A 15,984-nucleotide genomic window follows, 5' to 3' on the forward strand; every position below is an offset into this window, starting at 1 on the left:
CGTCGTCTAGCTGGGCAGCGGCCAGACTCGGTTGTCAGCCACCCCATAGAGCGCTTCGCCCGGCGCAACGGGTGCGGTCCACAAGCCCGTGAACTCGCCGAAGGCGGGTAGCAGTGCGCCGGTTGACCCAAAGCGGAAGCACGGCAGCCGGAGCCGATCCTTTCCGCGCCCGCTGATGACAATGCCCGGGTGCACGTGGCCGGCGATGACGTAGCGATTGGCCACCACTTGCGGCTCATGGCATAGGGCGAAGGGGCCGATTGCCCACGGTTCTTCCACCACGTTGAAGCGCAGGTCCGCAGGCGGGTCGCCCGCATGGCGGTCGTGGTTGCCGCGGACCAGCGTGCAGGCTACGTCGGCGTGTCGTGTGCGCCAGGCGACGAGCGCGTCGATTGCTGCGTGCGCCTCGCGGGCGTGGAGCAGATCGCCCAGCCACGCGATATGTGAGACTGGCAATCGCGCCAGCATGGCATCCAGCCGAGCGATCGCCTGGACGGTGCCTCCGGTGGGCACGGGCACGCCGCGCGCACGGAAGGTTGCCGCCTTGCCGAAGTGCGCATCGGCCACCATCAGCATGCGTTGCGCGGGCCACCACAGCGCGCGCTCGGGCAGGAGCCATACGGTCTCGCCCGCGCACTGGATGACGAGGTCTTGGGGAGCGGTCATAGCAGTGGGAGCGGCTTCGATGTCTTGCGTGGCCTGCGGGTGCGGCGGCCGGATTTGCCCGCTGTGTCGGGCGATTCAGTCAAGCGCAACGCGGCCTGTACGTCTGCGTCAATCGCCGGCCGTGTTGCGGCATCCGGGTCGGACGGCTCGGGGCCTGCGGCACGCTCGGCTTCGGCCAGCATGCGCGCGATCCGATCCGCCAGTTTCTCGGTCGAGAGCTGCTCGCGAAAACGCTCCACCATCAACGGAAAGCCGAACGGCGAAGGCCGGGTCAGTGCGCACAGTTCAAGCCGCAAACCGCGCATGCGGATGAGGGCAGATTCAATGCGGTCGAGGTCCAGCTCCTGGCGCAGCACTTCGGTTTCCGCCTGCGAGAGCAGCAGGTTGCCCGGGTCGTGGCGCCGGAAGACTTCATAGAACAGGCCGGACGATGCCTGCAACTGGCGCGTGCTCTTGTGCGCGCCAGGGTAGCCCTGGAACACCAGCCCCGATACGCGTGCGATCTCACGAAAACGGCGTTGCGCCAGTTCTCCGGCGTTGAGGCTGGCCAGCACATCCTGCATGAGCGTGTGGGTGGAAAAGAGTTCGCCGGTGGCCAGCAACGCGGGCCAGTCGATGGGCGTGGCCGACAGGAGTTCGAGGCCGTAGTCGTTGAACGCCAGGGAGAAAGTGGCTGGCGTGCGATTGGCGGCGCGCCAGCCCAGCAAGCTTGCCAGCCCCAGGTGCGCATGCCGCCCGGCAAACGGGTAGAGAAAGAGATGCCAGCCCTCGCGGGAGTGCAGAGTCTCGGCCACCAGCGTTGCCGTGGTGGGCAGCGCAGACCAGCGCGCCTGCAGTTCCAGCAGCGGGCGTGCGGCTTCCATTTCGGGGCTGTCGAAACGCGCATGTGCCGCCGCATCGAGCTGCGCGACCACCGCGTGCGCCAGCTCGGTGGAAAGCGGCATGCGACCACCGTTCCAGCGCGGCACGGCAGCGCGTTTGCCGGTGGCACGCCGCACATAGGCCGTCATGTCCTGCACGCGCACCAGTTCCAGCAGGCGGCCCGCAAACAGAAAGTTGTCGCCGGGGCGCAGCCGCGCAATGAAACCCTCCTCGATCGACCCCAACGCACCGCCGCCGGAAGCACGCCACCAGCGCACCGTCATCGTTGCATCGCTGACGATGGTGCCGATGCTCATGCGGTGCCGCCGTGCGAGCCGTGCATCGGGCACGCGCCAGATGCCATGTTCATCCGGCATGACGCGGTGGTAGTCGGGATATGCGGTGAGCGAGTGGCCGCCCTGCCGCACGAAGTCGAGCGCCCATTGCCACTCGTCGTCGCGCAAATCTCGGTAAGCCCATGCGCGGCGCACTTCCTCCAACAGCGCGTCGGGCACGAAGCCGCCGCCCAGCGCCACCGTCACCAGATGCTGGACCAGCACATCGAGCGGCTTGTGCGGTGAGGTGCGGGCTTCCACCTGGCCCGACATGGCGGCTGCGCGTGCGGCTGCACCTTCCACGAGTTCAAGGCTATGCGTGGGCACCACCGTCACGCGAGAGGGCCGGCCCGGCGCGTGGCCCGATCGCCCGGCACGCTGCAAGAGCCGCGCCACGCCCTTGGGCGAGCCAATCTGCAGTACGCGTTCCACTGGCAGAAAGTCGACGCCCAAATCCAGGCTTGACGTGCAGAACACCGCCTTGAGCATGCCTTGCTTGAGCCCGGTCTCCACCCAGTCACGCGTTGTGCGGTCCAGTGAGCCATGATGCAACGCGATCAACCCCGCCCATTCCGGTCGCGCAGTGATGACGGCCTGGTACCACAGCTCCGCTTGCGAGCGCGTGTTGAGAAACACCAGCGCGGTGCGGGCACTTTCCAGCTCTTCCAGCACGTGGGGCAGCATCGCCATACCCAGGTGCCCGGCCCAAGGAAATCGGCCCACACCATCGGGCAGCAGCGTATCGATCTCCATGCGCTTGGGCAGGTGGCCTTGCACCAGCGTGCCGGCGGTGGGCGCCGCCGCATCGCCCAGTGCATCCATCGCTTCAGCCAGGTTGCCCAGCGTGGCGGAAAGTCCCCACACGACCAGCCCCGGTGACCACGTGCGCAGCCGCGCCAGCGCCAACTGCACCTGCACGCCGCGTTTGTTGCCCACCAGTTCGTGCCATTCATCGACGACGACCACGCGTACAGAGCCGAGGGCTTCACGCGCATCGGCGCGCGCGAGCAGCAACGACAGGCTCTCGGGCGTTGTCACCAGGGCGGTGGGCAAACGGCGTGATTGCGCGGCACGCTCGGCGCTGCCGGTGTCGCCGGTGCGCAGCCCGAGCGTCCAATGCGGCGCCAATGCCTGTGCGGCGTCGGTCAATGCGCGCGTGGTGTCGGCCGCCAGCGCGCGCATGGGCGTGAGCCACAGTACCGACAACGGCGGCGCGCCGCCGCGCCCGCGCACTTGCGCCAACCGTTGCAACGCACCGAGCCAGACGGCATAGGTTTTCCCCGCACCCGTGGTGGCGTGCAGCAGGCCCGATTCGCCGCGCGCCATGGCCGACCACACGGCGCGCTGGAACGGCATTGGCGTCCAGTCGCGCGCGGCAAACCAGGCATCAAGATCGGGCAGGGCAGGTTCGGTCATGACGGCGGCAGCAGGCTTTCCAGCGTCTGCAGCGTATCGGCTTCGGCAATGGGTTTGTCGTGGCGCCAGCGCAGCATGCGCGGAAACCGTACCGCGATGCCGCTCTTGTGGCGCGCGCTGCGTGCAATGCCTTCAAAGCCTAGTTCGAACACCAGGGTGGGCGCTACGCTGCGTACGGGGCCGAAGCTCTCCACCGTGGTCTTGCGGATGAGCGCGTCGACTTGGCGGATCTCTGCGTCGCTCAGGCCGGAGTACGCCTTGGCAAAGGGCACCAGCTTGCGCTCCGGCACGTCGGGCGGTGCATCCCATACGGCGAAGGTGTAGTCGGTATACAGGCTCGCGCGCCGGCCGTGGCCACGCTGCGCATAGATGAGGACGGCATCCACCGAGAACGGATCGATCTTCCACTTCCACCACACGCCCACGTCTTTGGTGCGCCCCACGCCGTAGCGTGCGTCGCGCCGCTTGAGCATCAGCCCTTCGACGCCCAGCTCGCGCGAGGCTTCGCGCTGGTGCGCAAGATGCTGCCAGTCGTCGCCTTGAAGCAACGGAGACAGCTCCAGCGCCGGATGGATGCATTCGGCAATCACGCGTTCAAGTTGCACGCGCCGCTCGCTTTGCGTGCGCTCGCGCAGGTCCTGCCCCTGCCATTCGAGCAGGTCATACGCCAGCAGCACGGCTGGCGCTTCCCGCAGCACGCGCGCGTTCAGCGTCTTGCGACCGATGCGTTGCTGAAGCAGCGCAAAGGGCTGCACGCGGCCCGCTTGCCACACCACGATCTCGCCATCGAGCACGGTGCCTGAGGGCAACACCTCCGCCATGGCGGATAGTTCAGGGAAGCGATCGGTGATGAGTTCCTCGCCGCGCGACCACAGCCATGCGCTGTCGGCGCGGCGTACGAGCTGCGCGCGGATGCCATCCCATTTCCATTCGATTTGCCATTCAGTGGGTGGGCCCAGCAGTGTGTCGAAGGCTTGCGCGTCGGCCTGCAGCGGATGCGCGAGGAAGAACGGATACGGGTGCCCGGTATCGAGTGCGTGGCCATCGACACTGGCATCGGCCAGCAGCGCGCGATAGCGCTCGGCGGTGGGCGCCTGGCCTATGTCGGTATAGCCCATCAGCCGTTGCGCGACGTGCTTGGGGTCGGTGCCGCCCACTTCGGCCAGCGCGCGCGTGACCAGCAGTTTTGACACCCCCACGCGAAACGCTCCCGTGATCAGCTTCATCAACGCCAGTCGCGCATGCAGCGGGAGGCCCCGGCACAGTTCCGCAAGGCGAGGCAGTACCAGCTCGGGGGGCTGACCACGCAATGGCAGCAAACGCGTTTCCATCCACTCGGCCAGGCTGGTGTCGTCTGCATGATCGGCATCGGGCAGGACGAGCGCGATGGTCTCGGCCAAGTCGCCTACGGCTTGGTAGCACTCGTCAAACAGCCAATCCGGCAAGCCGGACGTGGTCTGCGCAAAGCTGGCTAGCACGCGCACGGGCACCAACTGGCGGGGCTTGCCGCCGGCCAGGAAGTAGACCGCCCAGGCGGCGTCGGCATCGGGCGCGGTGCGAAGGTAGGCCACCAGTGCGGCCAACTTGCCGTTGCTCGATGTGGTGGCGTCGAGCTGCGCGTACAGATCGGCAAAGGCTTTCATGGCGCTGGCGTGTCCACTTGCGCGGGCGTGTCGCGTGCCTCGGCTGCATCGCCTTCTTGGCCGTCGTCGCCGTACTCGGTGGCGAAGGCGCGTGCATCGAGGCCGCGCTCGCACAGCCAGCGCACCATCGGGGCCACTTGCCCGTGCGTGACATAGACACGCGTGGCACCCGTGGCATCAATGGCCTGCAGCAAGCCGGGCCAGTCGGCATGATCTGACAGCACGATGCCGCGATCGACGCCGCGCCGCCGACGCGCCCCGCGAAGCTGCATCCAACCGCTGGCAAAGGCATCGGCATAGTCGCCAAAACGGCGCATCCACGGCGTGCGTTGGGCGGAGGGCGGCGCCAGCACCAGAGCGCGTCGCAATTCAGCGCGGGGCACGTCTGCCGCCAGTTGCGTGGGTGGTAGCGCCACGCCCGCGTGCCGATAGGCGGCGTCCAACTGCAGCATGGCGCCGTGCGAAACAATCGGCCCGATGCCGGTATCGAGCCCCGACAGAATGCGCTGGGCCTTGCCGAACGCATAGCAGAACACGACGCTCGTGCGACCCGCTTCGGCATTGCCGCGCCACCATGCGTTGAGCTGCGCAAAGATCTCGGTCTGCGGCCGCCAGTGGTAGATCGGCAGTCCGAATGTGGATTCGGTGATGAATGTGTTGCAGCGCACCGGCTCGAACGGCGTGCAGGTGCGATCCGCCTCGACCTTGTAGTCGCCAGACACCACCCATACGTCGCCGTCGTATTCCAGCCGCACCTGCGCGGACCCGAGTACATGCCCCGCCGGATGAAAGCTCAACCGGACGCCGTGATGGACGATGGATTCGCCGTACAGCAGCGTCTGGAGGGGGATGTCCTCACCCAGGCGCGCACGCAGCACACCCGCACCAGTGGCGGCAGCAAGGTAATGCCGGTGCCCGATGCGGGCGTGGTCACTGTGGGCGTGGGTGATGACGGCACGGTCAACCGGCCGCCAAGGGTCAATGTAGAAGTCGCCTACTGGGCAGTACAGGCCTTTGGGCGTTGTCACGATCAGTTCCGCTGCGCTGGTCATCACTCGCTCTCATTCGAGACCCTTATCAGGTTTTGGCGACAACATTAACGCAATGGCTGCTTATGCGCAGGCGCGCCACGCATGTCGGCCGGGCCGCCGGGGCCTGCGCCGGCACTGGTGCCCGAAGGCCCAGTGATGCCCCAGCCCCGCCCGATCCTGGGGAAGGAGACGCGGCCTGCGGCGTGGAGGGATCAGGCGCGGAGGCCCGCACGGTGTCCGGATATCGCGACAAGGAATGTTTTACGGTCTTCGGTAGGGCCGCCGGAGCGACGTCTGGCGACGCCGGGCGGGGCTCAGTAGGCTGCGCAAGCGAAAGTCCGTTGCCGCCCGTCGATGCCAGGAAGAACAGCCAACCTGCTGCTGTTCGCTTTGTCACTCGTAATGCGTGATGCATGCGTGGCCTCCGTTGCGCTCCCGTGGGCGGAAGCAGCCGGCATGCCAGGGTTCCTCGCCGGGGGCGCGGAGCAGTTGGCTTCCAGGCAGCGGAGGCGGTTGGCCATTTCTTCAATGGTGGGAAAAAAGCACGATCGGGGGAGGGGCTTGGACCGCTGGAAAACCCGCGAGCGTCATTTCTAAATGCTGCGCGGCAGATTTAGAGGTTGATCTGTATCAGCCAGTGAAGGCCCGTATCGGCTTACCGTGGAGTGCTATCAGAAAGAGCCATTCAATAGGCTGAAAACGGGGAAACGTCATGCTTGAACAACAACCAGACGAGGTGGTTGCGGCCGCGCTTTGGGAACTGGAGTCCTCAGTGTCCCGCGCATTGCCCAGAGGAGCGCTCGTCAATTCGGCTCGTGCCAATTGCGGTGGCTATGACGTGGCAGCGAAGTGGGCGATGTCGACAGTCCGTGGCAATCGGCAGGAATGCACGGTAGCGGTGCATTTCAGCTTGGACGAGGCTAAGGCGTACTGCCGATTGAATCACCCAAGACGGGAAGAGATTTGTCGGCGGGTGAGCGAATGGTTGAGCGTCCAGTTGGAATTCCAGGGTGGAGAACAGTGCGCAGACACGGGCTACGACTTGGTACTCACCGCGCCAAGCGCCTTCTTTCTCGATGAGAGAGACGCCATTCGCGTGGGGCGGGAAGACCGGGAACACGATTTTTCGCTCTATCGGGGCGCATCAGTGCCGCCATTGACGTGAGTGGAAGCTCTGTCCAACGGCTGTTGGGTTGTGCCCTTTCCTCCGGCTGGCTTTCTAAACACCGGTTCGTTGTGCGCCGTCAATGCATGGGGTTACGCAGAAGCTACCTTCGAATGGCGGCCCATCAATGTGGGCGCGGGGAAATGCGGGAGGTCTTATGCGCGAGCGGATCAACGAAGCCGAAAGGACTTGTCTACGGGAACTCCAAGATGCGCTGACAGAGACGCTGCCTCGTCGGGCCGTCTTGCGGCTTGAAGGCGATGAACTAGGCGGAATAGATGCACACGCGTGGTGGATAGTGGAAGGCCCGCGAGGCGACAAGCAGGTCAATTCATTTTCATTCCACCTGACGGAGTTGATGCTGCAGGTCTACTTTCACCAGTCCGTTGACGCTCGTGCAAGTACGTGCCGACGATTGAAGGATTGGGCGAACTGGGCGCTTGAGGGCGCAGAAGAGACTGGCGACAACGAGATGGGCTTCGATATCTGCGCGCTTGTACCGGGAGGCATTTTCCGTCCAGCCGTCGATGCACAACGGCCATGACGGCTCGATCGCAAGTCAAGACCGGCTTTGCGTCGGTGTTCAGGGTCTACGCGTTTTATGACTACGTTACACAGCGCACTTTGCATGCTTCAAGACAAGCCCCGCTTCAACGGACACGACCCGCAGCATAGTCGGCGCAATTCGCGACGTTGAGAACAGCTAGCGTCGGGGGCAGGTGCCGTGGTGTGGTTTGTCGCTTGCAAGTGTGGTCCCACTACCGGGAGCATCGTTTGAAAAAGGGGGCGCGGAATCGACGCATGGCGCATTTGTCGTCGCGCTCCCTTTTCGTGGAAAGCGTCGACCCGTATTACGCCGTAGGCGTAACTCGCCAGCAAACGATCTTAGAAAGCACGATTTTTCTGAACACCCGCCTGTGCAACCGTCGCCAAGCCCTGTACGTCCAATATCTGAATTTCGCGATGATTGACTCGCAAAATGCCCTCGCGCGCGAGCGAACTGAAAATTCGGCTCACGGTCTCGAGCTGCATGGCTAGGTGCTCGGCAATCTCTTCCCGACTCATGCGCAGAACAATGTGCCGATCTGAAAAGCCCCGCTCTTTCAGCCGCTCCGAAAGATCGAGCAAGAACACGGCGACGCGCTCCTCCGAGCGCATGGAACCGAGGCAGAGCATCAGGCGTTGTTTGCGGCCGATGCGCGTGCTGAAGATCTGCGTAACCAGTTTTTGAATGGCACTTTCTTGCTGTGCTAGCTCGGCAAGGCGCTTCCACGATACGGCGCATACCTCCGAGTCTTCCAATGCGATTGCGGTTGAGGTTCGGGTATCCGATTCGAATCCGTCCGTGCCGAATATGTCGCCGCTCAGGTAGAAGGCGGCAATCATCTCGCGGCCTTCGGCTGTACCAAGCGTTAGCTTGAACGTGCCGTATTTCACCGCGTAGATTTCATCCAAGGGATCGCCACAGCGGAAGATTGACTCGCCTCTCTTTACCCGGATTTTTCGCTGTGCGATGTCTTCTACCAGCGCCGCCTCACGGGCGTTCAAACCGCGGGAAAGGCAAAGGTGACCGTTTCGACACGTGGTACAGCCTTGAGTGGGGGCGCTATCGGACATGGGACATTGGGGGGAAGACAAAATAGTGTTATCGGCCGTCGCTCACAGAACTTCATGTTGCCAGGTCAAATATCGGATAAATGCCCTCACGCGTATGGTCATTTGCTGTTTGGTGTGGCCGATCATTCGTAGCACCGAAATTCGTTGCACAGGTGTGCCGAGATATCGGGGGAGGGTTGATCCGCGTTAGTGTTTAAGCAGATGCGGCAGGTACTCGGGCGACTTTCTGTCCGCCATCCCTCGCCCGGCACCGGCTCCTCATCTCGATACCAGCCAAGCCTGCGATCGAGGAAATCATGCCAAGGCGCATGCTGCCCGACGGCAACCGACGTGCATGGTTACCCCCAGCCTGACACTCATCCAGGCCTAAGAAGCATTTGCCGTGGGGTGGTTGACGAGGGTCAACCTCCGGAATTTCCCAACGCCAATACTGAAAATGCGAGGTTGTTGCAATGGGCTGGCGGAATGCCAGCCAATCCGCCTTCCTAACGTTGGAGCGTGAAATGGACCACCGTGAGCACGAGCAGCAAGGCGAGCCGTATGGAACCATTTCCCGGTCCAAGCTGGTGTTGATTGGTTTTCTCTTGGTGATTGCGTACTTTCTGTGGACCGAACACCGGGCTCATGTCATCCAGTTCTTGCCGTTCCTTCTGCTCGCCTCGTGTCCCCTCATGCACTTGTTCATGCATGGTGGCCATGGACACGGTCATCACCACGGTAGGCAGCAAGAGCCGGAAGAAGTCGACACCAAAGGAGAGCGGTGATGCAACACGATGCCTCTTTCGGTTACGGTCTGTGGTCGCTGGTGTTCATCAACTCGGCGGTCTTTATCATCTTTGCCTTCAGCTTTACGAAGCCCCAGACCAGCCGCGACTGGCGGTCGTTTGGTGCTTTCTCCGCGTTCATCGTGGCGCTGTTCACCGAGATGTACGGCGTACCGTTGACCATCTACCTGCTCTTGCCGTGGCTCACTGCCAAGTTCCCCGGTGTCGATTTCCTCGCGCATGACTCGGGACACTTGCTTGAGATGATGTTTGGCTGGCGAGCCAACCCGCATTTCGGGGTGTTCCATATCGTCAGCAACGTCCTGATTTTTGGCGGCTTCATCATGCTCGCGTCGGCGTGGCGCGTTCTCTACACCGCGCAGTGCGCCCATCGTCTGGCGATGTCCGGCCTCTATGCCCGTATGCGACACCCTCAGTACGTTGCGTTTGTGTTGATTATGTTTGGCTTCCTGCTCCAGTGGCCGACGATACTTACCGTGCTGATGTTCCCCATCCTGGTGTGGATGTACGTTCGGTTGGCCAAGGAAGAAGAGAAGGAAGCCCTCGCTGAGTTCGGGCGTGAATACGAGGAATACCGAAGCAGAACACCTGCCTTCTTTCCTCATCTTGGCAGCCCACCGGGCGCCAAGGTTCACTAACCGCTACTGCATCAACTGCGGGAGGTTGTAATGAAACCAGTCAAAACAGGCGTGACCTTTGCCGTGACGGTCATGCTGTTCTATGCCCTGTGCGCGCTCGTTTGGTTCGTACTGCCCGAGCCGTTTATGCGATTCATGAGCCAGTTGTTTCACGGCCTTGATTTCCATCGCCTCCAAGCCGAGCCAGCGACACTGGGTGGCACCATCTATGCCGACGTCATCCTCGGTATCTGGGCGTTCCTGGCAGCCATGTTCTTTTCGTGGCTATCCGATGCGTTCGGCTCCAAAAAGGAAGCCTGACACCTTCGGTTACGGTGTGCGACACGGAACCTCCATCATGCGAGCCAAAGAACGTTCGACAGGCAACGACGCCGATACCAGCGAACTGACCCACGACCAGTACGAACGGGAGCTCCATGTCCTGCAAATAGAGTTGGTCAAACTTCAGAAGCACTTCCTCTGCTGCAACGACAAGATACTGGTGGTTTTTGAAGGTAGAGATGCTGCAGGGAAAGACGGCACCATCAAACGTATCGTCGAGCATCTGAGCCCTCGCGAAACGCGCGTTGTCGCCTTGGGTAAGCCGTCCGACCGCGACCGGGGTTCCTGGTACTTCCAGCGTTATGTGGAGCAACTGCCAACCGCCGGCGAGTTCACGCTGTTCAACCGCAGTTGGTACAACCGGGCGGGCGTTGAGCGTGTGATGGGATTCTGTACGGAAGCGGAATACGAGGAGTTCATGGAGTGCGTCTTCGACTTCGAGAAGATGCTAGTCCGCTCGGGAATCCGGCTCATCAAGTATTACCTCGACATCAGCAAGGCGGAACAAAAGCGGCGACTAGCGTCTCGCCGTAAGGACCCTTTGAAGCAGTGGAAGGTCAGCCCAATCGATGACCAAGCCGTCTCGCTTTGGGCTGACTACAGCAAGGCACGAAACGAGATGCTCGAACGAACTGGCGAGGTGGTTCCGTGGAGTGTCGTTCGGGCTGACGACAAGCGCGTTGCTCGCCTGAACGTTATCAAGGATATGCTGCACCGCCTCCACTATGCTGGCAAGGACGACAGCCTGGTCCAGCCCCAGGCCGATATCGTCTTCCCCTATGAATGGAAGCACCTGCAGAGCGGCTCCATCGCCAAATAGCACGGGTCAGACTTCCGTGCGTCTTAAGCGCAGGGCGTTGGAGACGACGGATACTGAACTCAGGCTCATGGCAAGGGCGGCAATCATCGGCGACAGAAGCAGACCTGTCGCGCTGTAGAGCACGCCTGCCGCCAGGGGCACGCCCAACGCGTTGTAGATGAAGGCGAAACCGAGGTTCTGCTTCATGTTTGCGATAGTCGCTTCCGACAGCTGACGCGCTCTGGAAATGCCCCGCAAGTCGCCCTTCACCAACGTGACCTGAGCACTGTTCATTGCAACGTCAGTTCCGGTTCCCATGGCGATGCCAACATCGGCTTTGGCTAGCGCAGGGGCGTCATTGATGCCGTCACCGGCCATGGCCACGACACGGCCTTCACTTTGGAATTTGCTGACCAGAGCGAGTTTGTCGGCGGGCTTGACCTCACCATGGAACTCGTCAATGCCGAGTTTTGCCGCGACAGCCTTGGCAGTTACCACGCCGTCCCCGGTTGCCATCACGACACGGATGCCTTTTTCTTTGAGGCGCTCAAGCGCCTCCGCAGTGGTCGCCTTGATAGGGTCGGATACCGCCAAGAGGCCCGCCAGCGCCCCGTCAACCGCCAGGTACATGACGCTCGCGCCATGGGCGCGCAGTTCATCGCCAGCTTGGCTCATGGCAGTTGTTGATACGCCTTCGGTTTCCATCAGCACGGTGTTGCCTAGCGCAAGCTTCTTCCCGGCCACCGTGCCGCGTACCCCGATGCCTGTGCTCGACTCGAAGTCCTCTGCCTTGTCGAGCGTCAGATTCTGCTGACGCGCCGCTTCTACAATCGTGGCGGCCAATGGATGCTCGCTGCCTTGGTCAAGGCTGGCAGCGAGCCGCAGCACCTCCACGTCAGAAAAGCCGCTGATACCGACACTTCGTTCGAAGGCAGGTTTGCCTTCGGTAAGCGTTCCGGTCTTGTCGACAATGAGCGTATCGACCTTGCGCAAGTTCTCGATGGCTGCCGCATCGCGGAACAGCACGCCGGTCGTCGCCCCTTTGCCGCTGGCCACCATGATGGACATAGGTGTCGCAAGACCAAGGGCGCAAGGGCAGGCAATGATGAGCACGGCGACGGCGTTGATGAGTCCGTATCCCCAGCTTGGCTGCGGCCCGAAGAGGCCCCAGGCGAAAAACGTCAGCACAGCAACAGCGACCACGGCAACCACGAAAACGCCAGCTACCTTGTCGGCCATCCGCTGCATCGGCGCTTTGGACCGCTGCGCCTGAGCGACCATCTGGACAATCTGGGACAGGACGGTTTGGGAGCCAACCTTCTCGGATTCGATGACCAGGCTGCCAGAGGCATTCATCGTGGCGCCAATCACATGGTCGCCTACCCGTTTGGTGATGGGGATGGGCTCGCCTGTAATCATGGACTCGTCAAGCGAGCTGGTGCCTTCAATGATGACACCATCGACGGGAACCTTTTCGCCAGGCCGCACGCGTAGGCGGTCCCCAACGTGCACGTGGCTCAGCGGAACGTCTTCCTCGCTGCCATCCGGGTTGATTCGGCGTGCTGTTTTTGGAGCCAAGCCGAGAAGGGATTTGATGGCCGCCGACGTTTGAGACCGTGCCCTCAATTCAAGTACCTGCCCGACGAGAGTCAGCGAAATGATGACTGCGGCTGCTTCGAAATACACGCCGACGCGGCCGTGGACGGCGAACGTTTCTGGGAATACGCCGGGGGCAATGGTGGCAACGACACTATAGACATACGCTGCACCAGTACCGAGACCGATGAGCGTCCACATATTCGGGCTGCGATGGATGAAGGACTGAGCGCAGCGCTCGAAGAACGGATACCCAGCCCACAGCACAACCGGGGTCGCCAGAGCGAGTTCCACCCAGCTTTGAACAGAAGGCTCCATCCATCTGTACCGATGCCCGAACATGGCCAGGATGAAAACGACTGCCGTAAGTGGCAGGGTCCACCAAAAACGTCTTTGAAAATCGACGAGTTCGGGATTCTCTTCCTCGCTCAATTCCGGGATGACCGGCTCTAGCGTCATCCCGCAGATGGGGCAGTTCCCTGGTCGGTCCTGCCGGATTTGCGGGTGCATCGGGCATGTGTAGATGGTCCCGTCCTCTGCGGGAGCAGGTGCAACGTCGGCAGACGCGGCCACATACCGCGGAGGGTCTGCAACGAACTTGCTTTCGCACTTTTCGCTGCAGAACCGATACGTCTTCCCTTGATGCGCTGCATGAAAGCGCGAGTCGGCGCTGACAGTCATCCCGCACACCGGGTCTTTCTCGGTCAGTCCGGCAGTGGACGCTTGGGGATTGTGGTGGTGGTGCTCAGATGAACCATGAACGACATGCAAGCGACGATCAGGATGCATGTGGTCATGCCCTTGCTCTTCACCATGAAGATGACGCTGCTCTTCCATTGCGCGTACTCCTTTCGGTTCGGGCCGCCTATCTGAGTGGATTCAGCGCACGCGATGTGGCCTTTTACGCATGGTATCGGTGGTACTTTGCCGCTCCCAGCCAAACAGTCTCTTTCCTTGACCCAAAACACATGATGAGCCTTCCCATGGCGGGAAGGTCAATAGCCTGTGGCGCCGTGCGCAGGCCGAAACCGCTGGGTTTGGTTCGAAAGAACTCACTCGGTTCCAGGTAAGGCACTTGCAACAAGAACGGCTGCCACAAGGAGCACAGCCGCCAAGACAACGGCTTCAATGCGCAGCACGGATACGAATCGCCGGCCAACCCGCAACCCGTCAAATTCGCCTGGCTGTTTGAGCGATGCCAAAAGCACCGGCATCTCGAAAAAGCGATTGTGGCCACCGAGAGCCGCTGCGACGAGAACGAATGCAAGCTTCAGGAGCAGCAGCTTTCCGTAGATTGCGCCCAGTAGATTCGCAGGCATGCCGACGCTTCGCCAACCGCTATAAGCACCGGTGAACACCAACACGACAAGCGCATAGGTGGCTGCGTTCGACAGTGTTTGAACATAGTCAGCGCCGTTGGGGCGCTCTGCTGGCGGCACCTCAAGTATCTGTGGCCCCGCGACGCATGCGGCGACATAGACGAGGCCCACCCAGGTACTGATTGCCAGCAGGTGCATCCAATCTACCCAAACCGGCAAGCTGAACGCCCCAGCATCCACAGGGTGTCCGCCGTGGCTGCGTGCCAGCGCGGTTCCAGCAACCCCAACCCATAACGCAGCACGAAGCCCGGGCGATTGCGTCTCCCATGAAACGAACGACAGCGCCGCCACAACAAGCATCAGGACTGTTGCGACTGCCCACGCGTACCCGAACTCCGTTGAGCGCAGCATGGACAGTACGGCTGGCCACGCCTCAAGCAGGGAGGTTTCGGCCATCAGAGCGCAGTGAATCCAGAAATACAGAGCGCTGGCCGCCACGACAACAATGGCGGCAATCCGGAATGTTCTCCCCAGAATCTCTGTGACACCGGCCTGCCACGCTGACGGCTTGCGCTTGAGCCAGCTATCGCTGAGCAACGTACCAACCAGCACCGCAAAACCGAGGTTTTGCAGTGCCGTCAGTCCAAAGCGCGCTATGTTCAGGGCGCCTTCATTCATTACTTCACCGTGAAGCTGTATTGGCCCTTTGTTTTGTGCCCGTCGTGCGTCATGACAGCCCAATTGACCGAATACGTTCCAGCGGCGAGCCTCGGTACGGCCACGGTCAGCACCCGGGGATTGGTGCTGTCGACCTTGGCCTTCTCGGTGGTGACGGTTTTTCCTTTCGCGTCGGTCACGTGCGCCGTACTAAAAGCCGGCTCCAGTTCTTCGTTAAAGGACATGCGCAGCGGGCTGGTGAGCGTTGCCACGGTGCTGCCTGCAGCAGGTTCCGTACTTTCGAGTTTCCCATGGGCAAAGGCGATAGTGGGGGCGATAGCGATGGCTGCGGTCAGGCTCAACAGCGATTGTTTGAGTCGTGCGTTCATGTTGATTATGTAATGGAGGGCCTAAGGGAAATGGGCCGACGCAACAAGCCGCGCCGACAGGTCATGCTTACTGGCTCTTCTGCATCTTGACGACGGTCAGCGCGCCATTGACCTGTTCGGCAACGAAATCAATCTTATCGCCGACGGATACCTGCTGAAGCATGGCAGGGTCCTTGACGCGGAAAACCATCGTCATGGCATCCATACCGAGGTTCTCCAGAGGACCGTGCTTGATGGTCAGCTTACCCGCCGAGGAGTCGACCTTTTTGATTTCGCCGTGCGACATCTTTTCGCTGGCTGGCGCAGTCGCTGTGGCGGCTGTGGCGCCAGCTTCAGCGGCGAACAAGGGTGTCGAGGCCAAGAGCGTGGCAGCAACAAGAATCGGGGTGGCTTTTTTCATGATGAGATAACTCCGGATTAAAGATCGTGAGGCGAACGGGCTGCACACCGCCTAGTTCAATCGCCGAGCAGGGCGCTGGCGCACGCGCGTGCCGCTGTGCGTTTGGGAGGCTTGCATGTCGCCCTGTTCTTGCATCGGTTGGGGGGCGATATGGCAAGGACCGCCAAACTGGCAAGGGCCAGCAAGCGCATCGGAAACATGTGAAACCGGCGGTGGATGCCCGTGAAAGTGAGGCGCCAGCTACATTCTTCTGGCTAAGCGACTTACCCGCCCAGAAAATGGGCACACGTTGGGCGTCAAACGCGAAGGGCTGGCGGACGCTGAAGCCCGTCGGGGACGTGGCTGG

Annotated in this window: 15 protein-coding genes; 6 read left to right on the top strand and 9 right to left on the bottom strand. The window is 61.9% G+C overall.

Annotated elements, in window-relative coordinates:
* Positions 1-6 precede the first annotated feature (6 nt).
* From pdeM to M1D44_RS19075, 4 genes are read right to left on the bottom strand one after another with little or no spacing between them, the layout of a single operon-like run.
* Positions 7-666: a ligase-associated DNA damage response endonuclease PdeM gene (gene pdeM, locus M1D44_RS19060; protein ID WP_024977703.1), complete on the bottom strand. Its 660-nt coding sequence runs from the start codon at positions 664-666 to the stop codon at positions 7-9.
* Positions 663-3,278 (bottom strand): ligase-associated DNA damage response DEXH box helicase, encoded by a 2,616-nt coding sequence (locus tag M1D44_RS19065; protein WP_024977704.1) that lies wholly within the window; start codon positions 3,276-3,278, stop codon positions 663-665. Before M1D44_RS19065 ends, pdeM begins: the two co-directional genes overlap by 4 nt.
* Positions 3,275-4,921: an ATP-dependent DNA ligase gene (locus tag M1D44_RS19070; RefSeq protein WP_316853636.1), complete on the bottom strand. Its 1,647-nt coding sequence runs from the start codon at positions 4,919-4,921 to the stop codon at positions 3,275-3,277. Before M1D44_RS19070 ends, M1D44_RS19065 begins: the two co-directional genes overlap by 4 nt.
* Positions 4,918-5,973, bottom strand: a complete 1,056-nt coding sequence (locus tag M1D44_RS19075; RefSeq protein ID WP_316853637.1) for a ligase-associated DNA damage response exonuclease — start codon at positions 5,971-5,973, stop codon at positions 4,918-4,920. Before M1D44_RS19075 ends, M1D44_RS19070 begins: the two co-directional genes overlap by 4 nt.
* A 691-nt stretch (positions 5,974-6,664) precedes the next feature.
* On the opposite strand from M1D44_RS19075, the gene M1D44_RS19080 reads away from it, so the two are divergent.
* The gene (locus M1D44_RS19080) at positions 6,665-7,117 is read left to right on the top strand and encodes a hypothetical protein (protein WP_316853638.1); all 453 of its coding nucleotides are present in this window, start codon (positions 6,665-6,667) and stop codon (positions 7,115-7,117) included.
* 157 nt (positions 7,118-7,274) lie between these two features.
* Positions 7,275-7,661, top strand: coding sequence for a hypothetical protein (locus tag M1D44_RS19085; RefSeq protein WP_024977709.1), 387 nt, complete (start codon positions 7,275-7,277; stop codon positions 7,659-7,661).
* Positions 7,662-8,002: 341 nt separating this feature from the next.
* Here the strand turns inward: M1D44_RS19085 and M1D44_RS19090 are convergent, their stop codons facing one another.
* On the bottom strand, positions 8,003-8,572 hold the full coding sequence (locus M1D44_RS19090) for a Crp/Fnr family transcriptional regulator (RefSeq protein WP_461241627.1): 570 nt from the start codon (positions 8,570-8,572) through the stop codon (positions 8,003-8,005).
* 791 nt (positions 8,573-9,363) lie between these two features.
* Here M1D44_RS19090 and M1D44_RS19095 point away from each other — a divergent pair.
* From M1D44_RS19095 to ppk2, 4 genes are read left to right on the top strand one after another with little or no spacing between them, the layout of a single operon-like run.
* Positions 9,364-9,498 (top strand): DUF2933 domain-containing protein, encoded by a 135-nt coding sequence (locus M1D44_RS19095; protein ID WP_439013825.1) that lies wholly within the window; start codon positions 9,364-9,366, stop codon positions 9,496-9,498.
* A complete protein-coding gene (locus M1D44_RS19100; protein ID WP_316853640.1) occupies positions 9,498-10,157 on the top strand; it encodes a methyltransferase family protein in 660 nt (219 codons plus the stop codon). The genes M1D44_RS19095 and M1D44_RS19100 overlap by 1 nt, the downstream gene beginning before the upstream one ends.
* A 30-nt stretch (positions 10,158-10,187) precedes the next feature.
* On the top strand, positions 10,188-10,457 hold the full coding sequence (locus M1D44_RS19105) for a DUF5676 family membrane protein (protein ID WP_024977713.1): 270 nt from the start codon (positions 10,188-10,190) through the stop codon (positions 10,455-10,457).
* Positions 10,458-10,494: 37 nt separating this feature from the next.
* Complete coding sequence (gene ppk2 / locus M1D44_RS19110; RefSeq protein WP_024977714.1) at positions 10,495-11,298, top strand: polyphosphate kinase 2; 804 nt, start codon at positions 10,495-10,497, stop codon at positions 11,296-11,298.
* Positions 11,299-11,304: 6 nt separating this feature from the next.
* Here the strand turns inward: ppk2 and M1D44_RS19115 are convergent, their stop codons facing one another.
* The 4 genes from M1D44_RS19115 to M1D44_RS19130 all read right to left on the bottom strand — a co-directional run bounded on the left by M1D44_RS19115 (position 11,305) and on the right by M1D44_RS19130 (position 15,638).
* A complete protein-coding gene (locus M1D44_RS19115) occupies positions 11,305-13,710 on the bottom strand; it encodes a heavy metal translocating P-type ATPase (protein ID WP_316853641.1) in 2,406 nt (801 codons plus the stop codon).
* Positions 13,711-13,925: 215 nt separating this feature from the next.
* Positions 13,926-14,870 (bottom strand): copper resistance D family protein, encoded by a 945-nt coding sequence (locus M1D44_RS19120; RefSeq protein WP_024977716.1) that lies wholly within the window; start codon positions 14,868-14,870, stop codon positions 13,926-13,928.
* Positions 14,870-15,238 (bottom strand): copper homeostasis periplasmic binding protein CopC, encoded by a 369-nt coding sequence (gene copC / locus M1D44_RS19125; protein ID WP_024977717.1) that lies wholly within the window; start codon positions 15,236-15,238, stop codon positions 14,870-14,872. Before copC ends, M1D44_RS19120 begins: the two co-directional genes overlap by 1 nt.
* A gap of 67 nt (positions 15,239-15,305) precedes the next feature.
* Positions 15,306-15,638, bottom strand: coding sequence for a copper-binding protein (locus tag M1D44_RS19130; protein ID WP_316853642.1), 333 nt, complete (start codon positions 15,636-15,638; stop codon positions 15,306-15,308).
* Positions 15,639-15,984 lie beyond the last annotated feature (346 nt).

The sequence above is a fragment of the Ralstonia sp. SA306 genome, from assembly GCF_054792405.1.

Coding starts and splice junctions, on each gene's coding strand:
- M1D44_RS19115 (WP_316853641.1), bottom strand. CDS start 13,710: ATGGAAGAGCAGCGTCATCTTCATGGTGAAGAGCAAGGGCATGACCAC.
- M1D44_RS19065 (WP_024977704.1), bottom strand. CDS start 3,278: ATGACCGAACCTGCCCTGCCCGATCTTGATGCCTGGTTTGCCGCGCGC.
- ppk2 (WP_024977714.1), top strand. CDS start 10,495: ATGCGAGCCAAAGAACGTTCGACAGGCAACGACGCCGATACCAGCGAA.
- M1D44_RS19100 (WP_316853640.1), top strand. CDS start 9,498: ATGCAACACGATGCCTCTTTCGGTTACGGTCTGTGGTCGCTGGTGTTC.
- M1D44_RS19080 (WP_316853638.1), top strand. CDS start 6,665: ATGCTTGAACAACAACCAGACGAGGTGGTTGCGGCCGCGCTTTGGGAA.
- M1D44_RS19075 (WP_316853637.1), bottom strand. CDS start 5,973: ATGACCAGCGCAGCGGAACTGATCGTGACAACGCCCAAAGGCCTGTAC.
- pdeM (WP_024977703.1), bottom strand. CDS start 666: ATGACCGCTCCCCAAGACCTCGTCATCCAGTGCGCGGGCGAGACCGTA.
- M1D44_RS19085 (WP_024977709.1), top strand. CDS start 7,275: ATGCGCGAGCGGATCAACGAAGCCGAAAGGACTTGTCTACGGGAACTC.
- copC (WP_024977717.1), bottom strand. CDS start 15,238: ATGAACGCACGACTCAAACAATCGCTGTTGAGCCTGACCGCAGCCATC.
- M1D44_RS19120 (WP_024977716.1), bottom strand. CDS start 14,870: ATGAATGAAGGCGCCCTGAACATAGCGCGCTTTGGACTGACGGCACTG.
- M1D44_RS19130 (WP_316853642.1), bottom strand. CDS start 15,638: ATGAAAAAAGCCACCCCGATTCTTGTTGCTGCCACGCTCTTGGCCTCG.
- M1D44_RS19105 (WP_024977713.1), top strand. CDS start 10,188: ATGAAACCAGTCAAAACAGGCGTGACCTTTGCCGTGACGGTCATGCTG.
- M1D44_RS19070 (WP_316853636.1), bottom strand. CDS start 4,921: ATGAAAGCCTTTGCCGATCTGTACGCGCAGCTCGACGCCACCACATCG.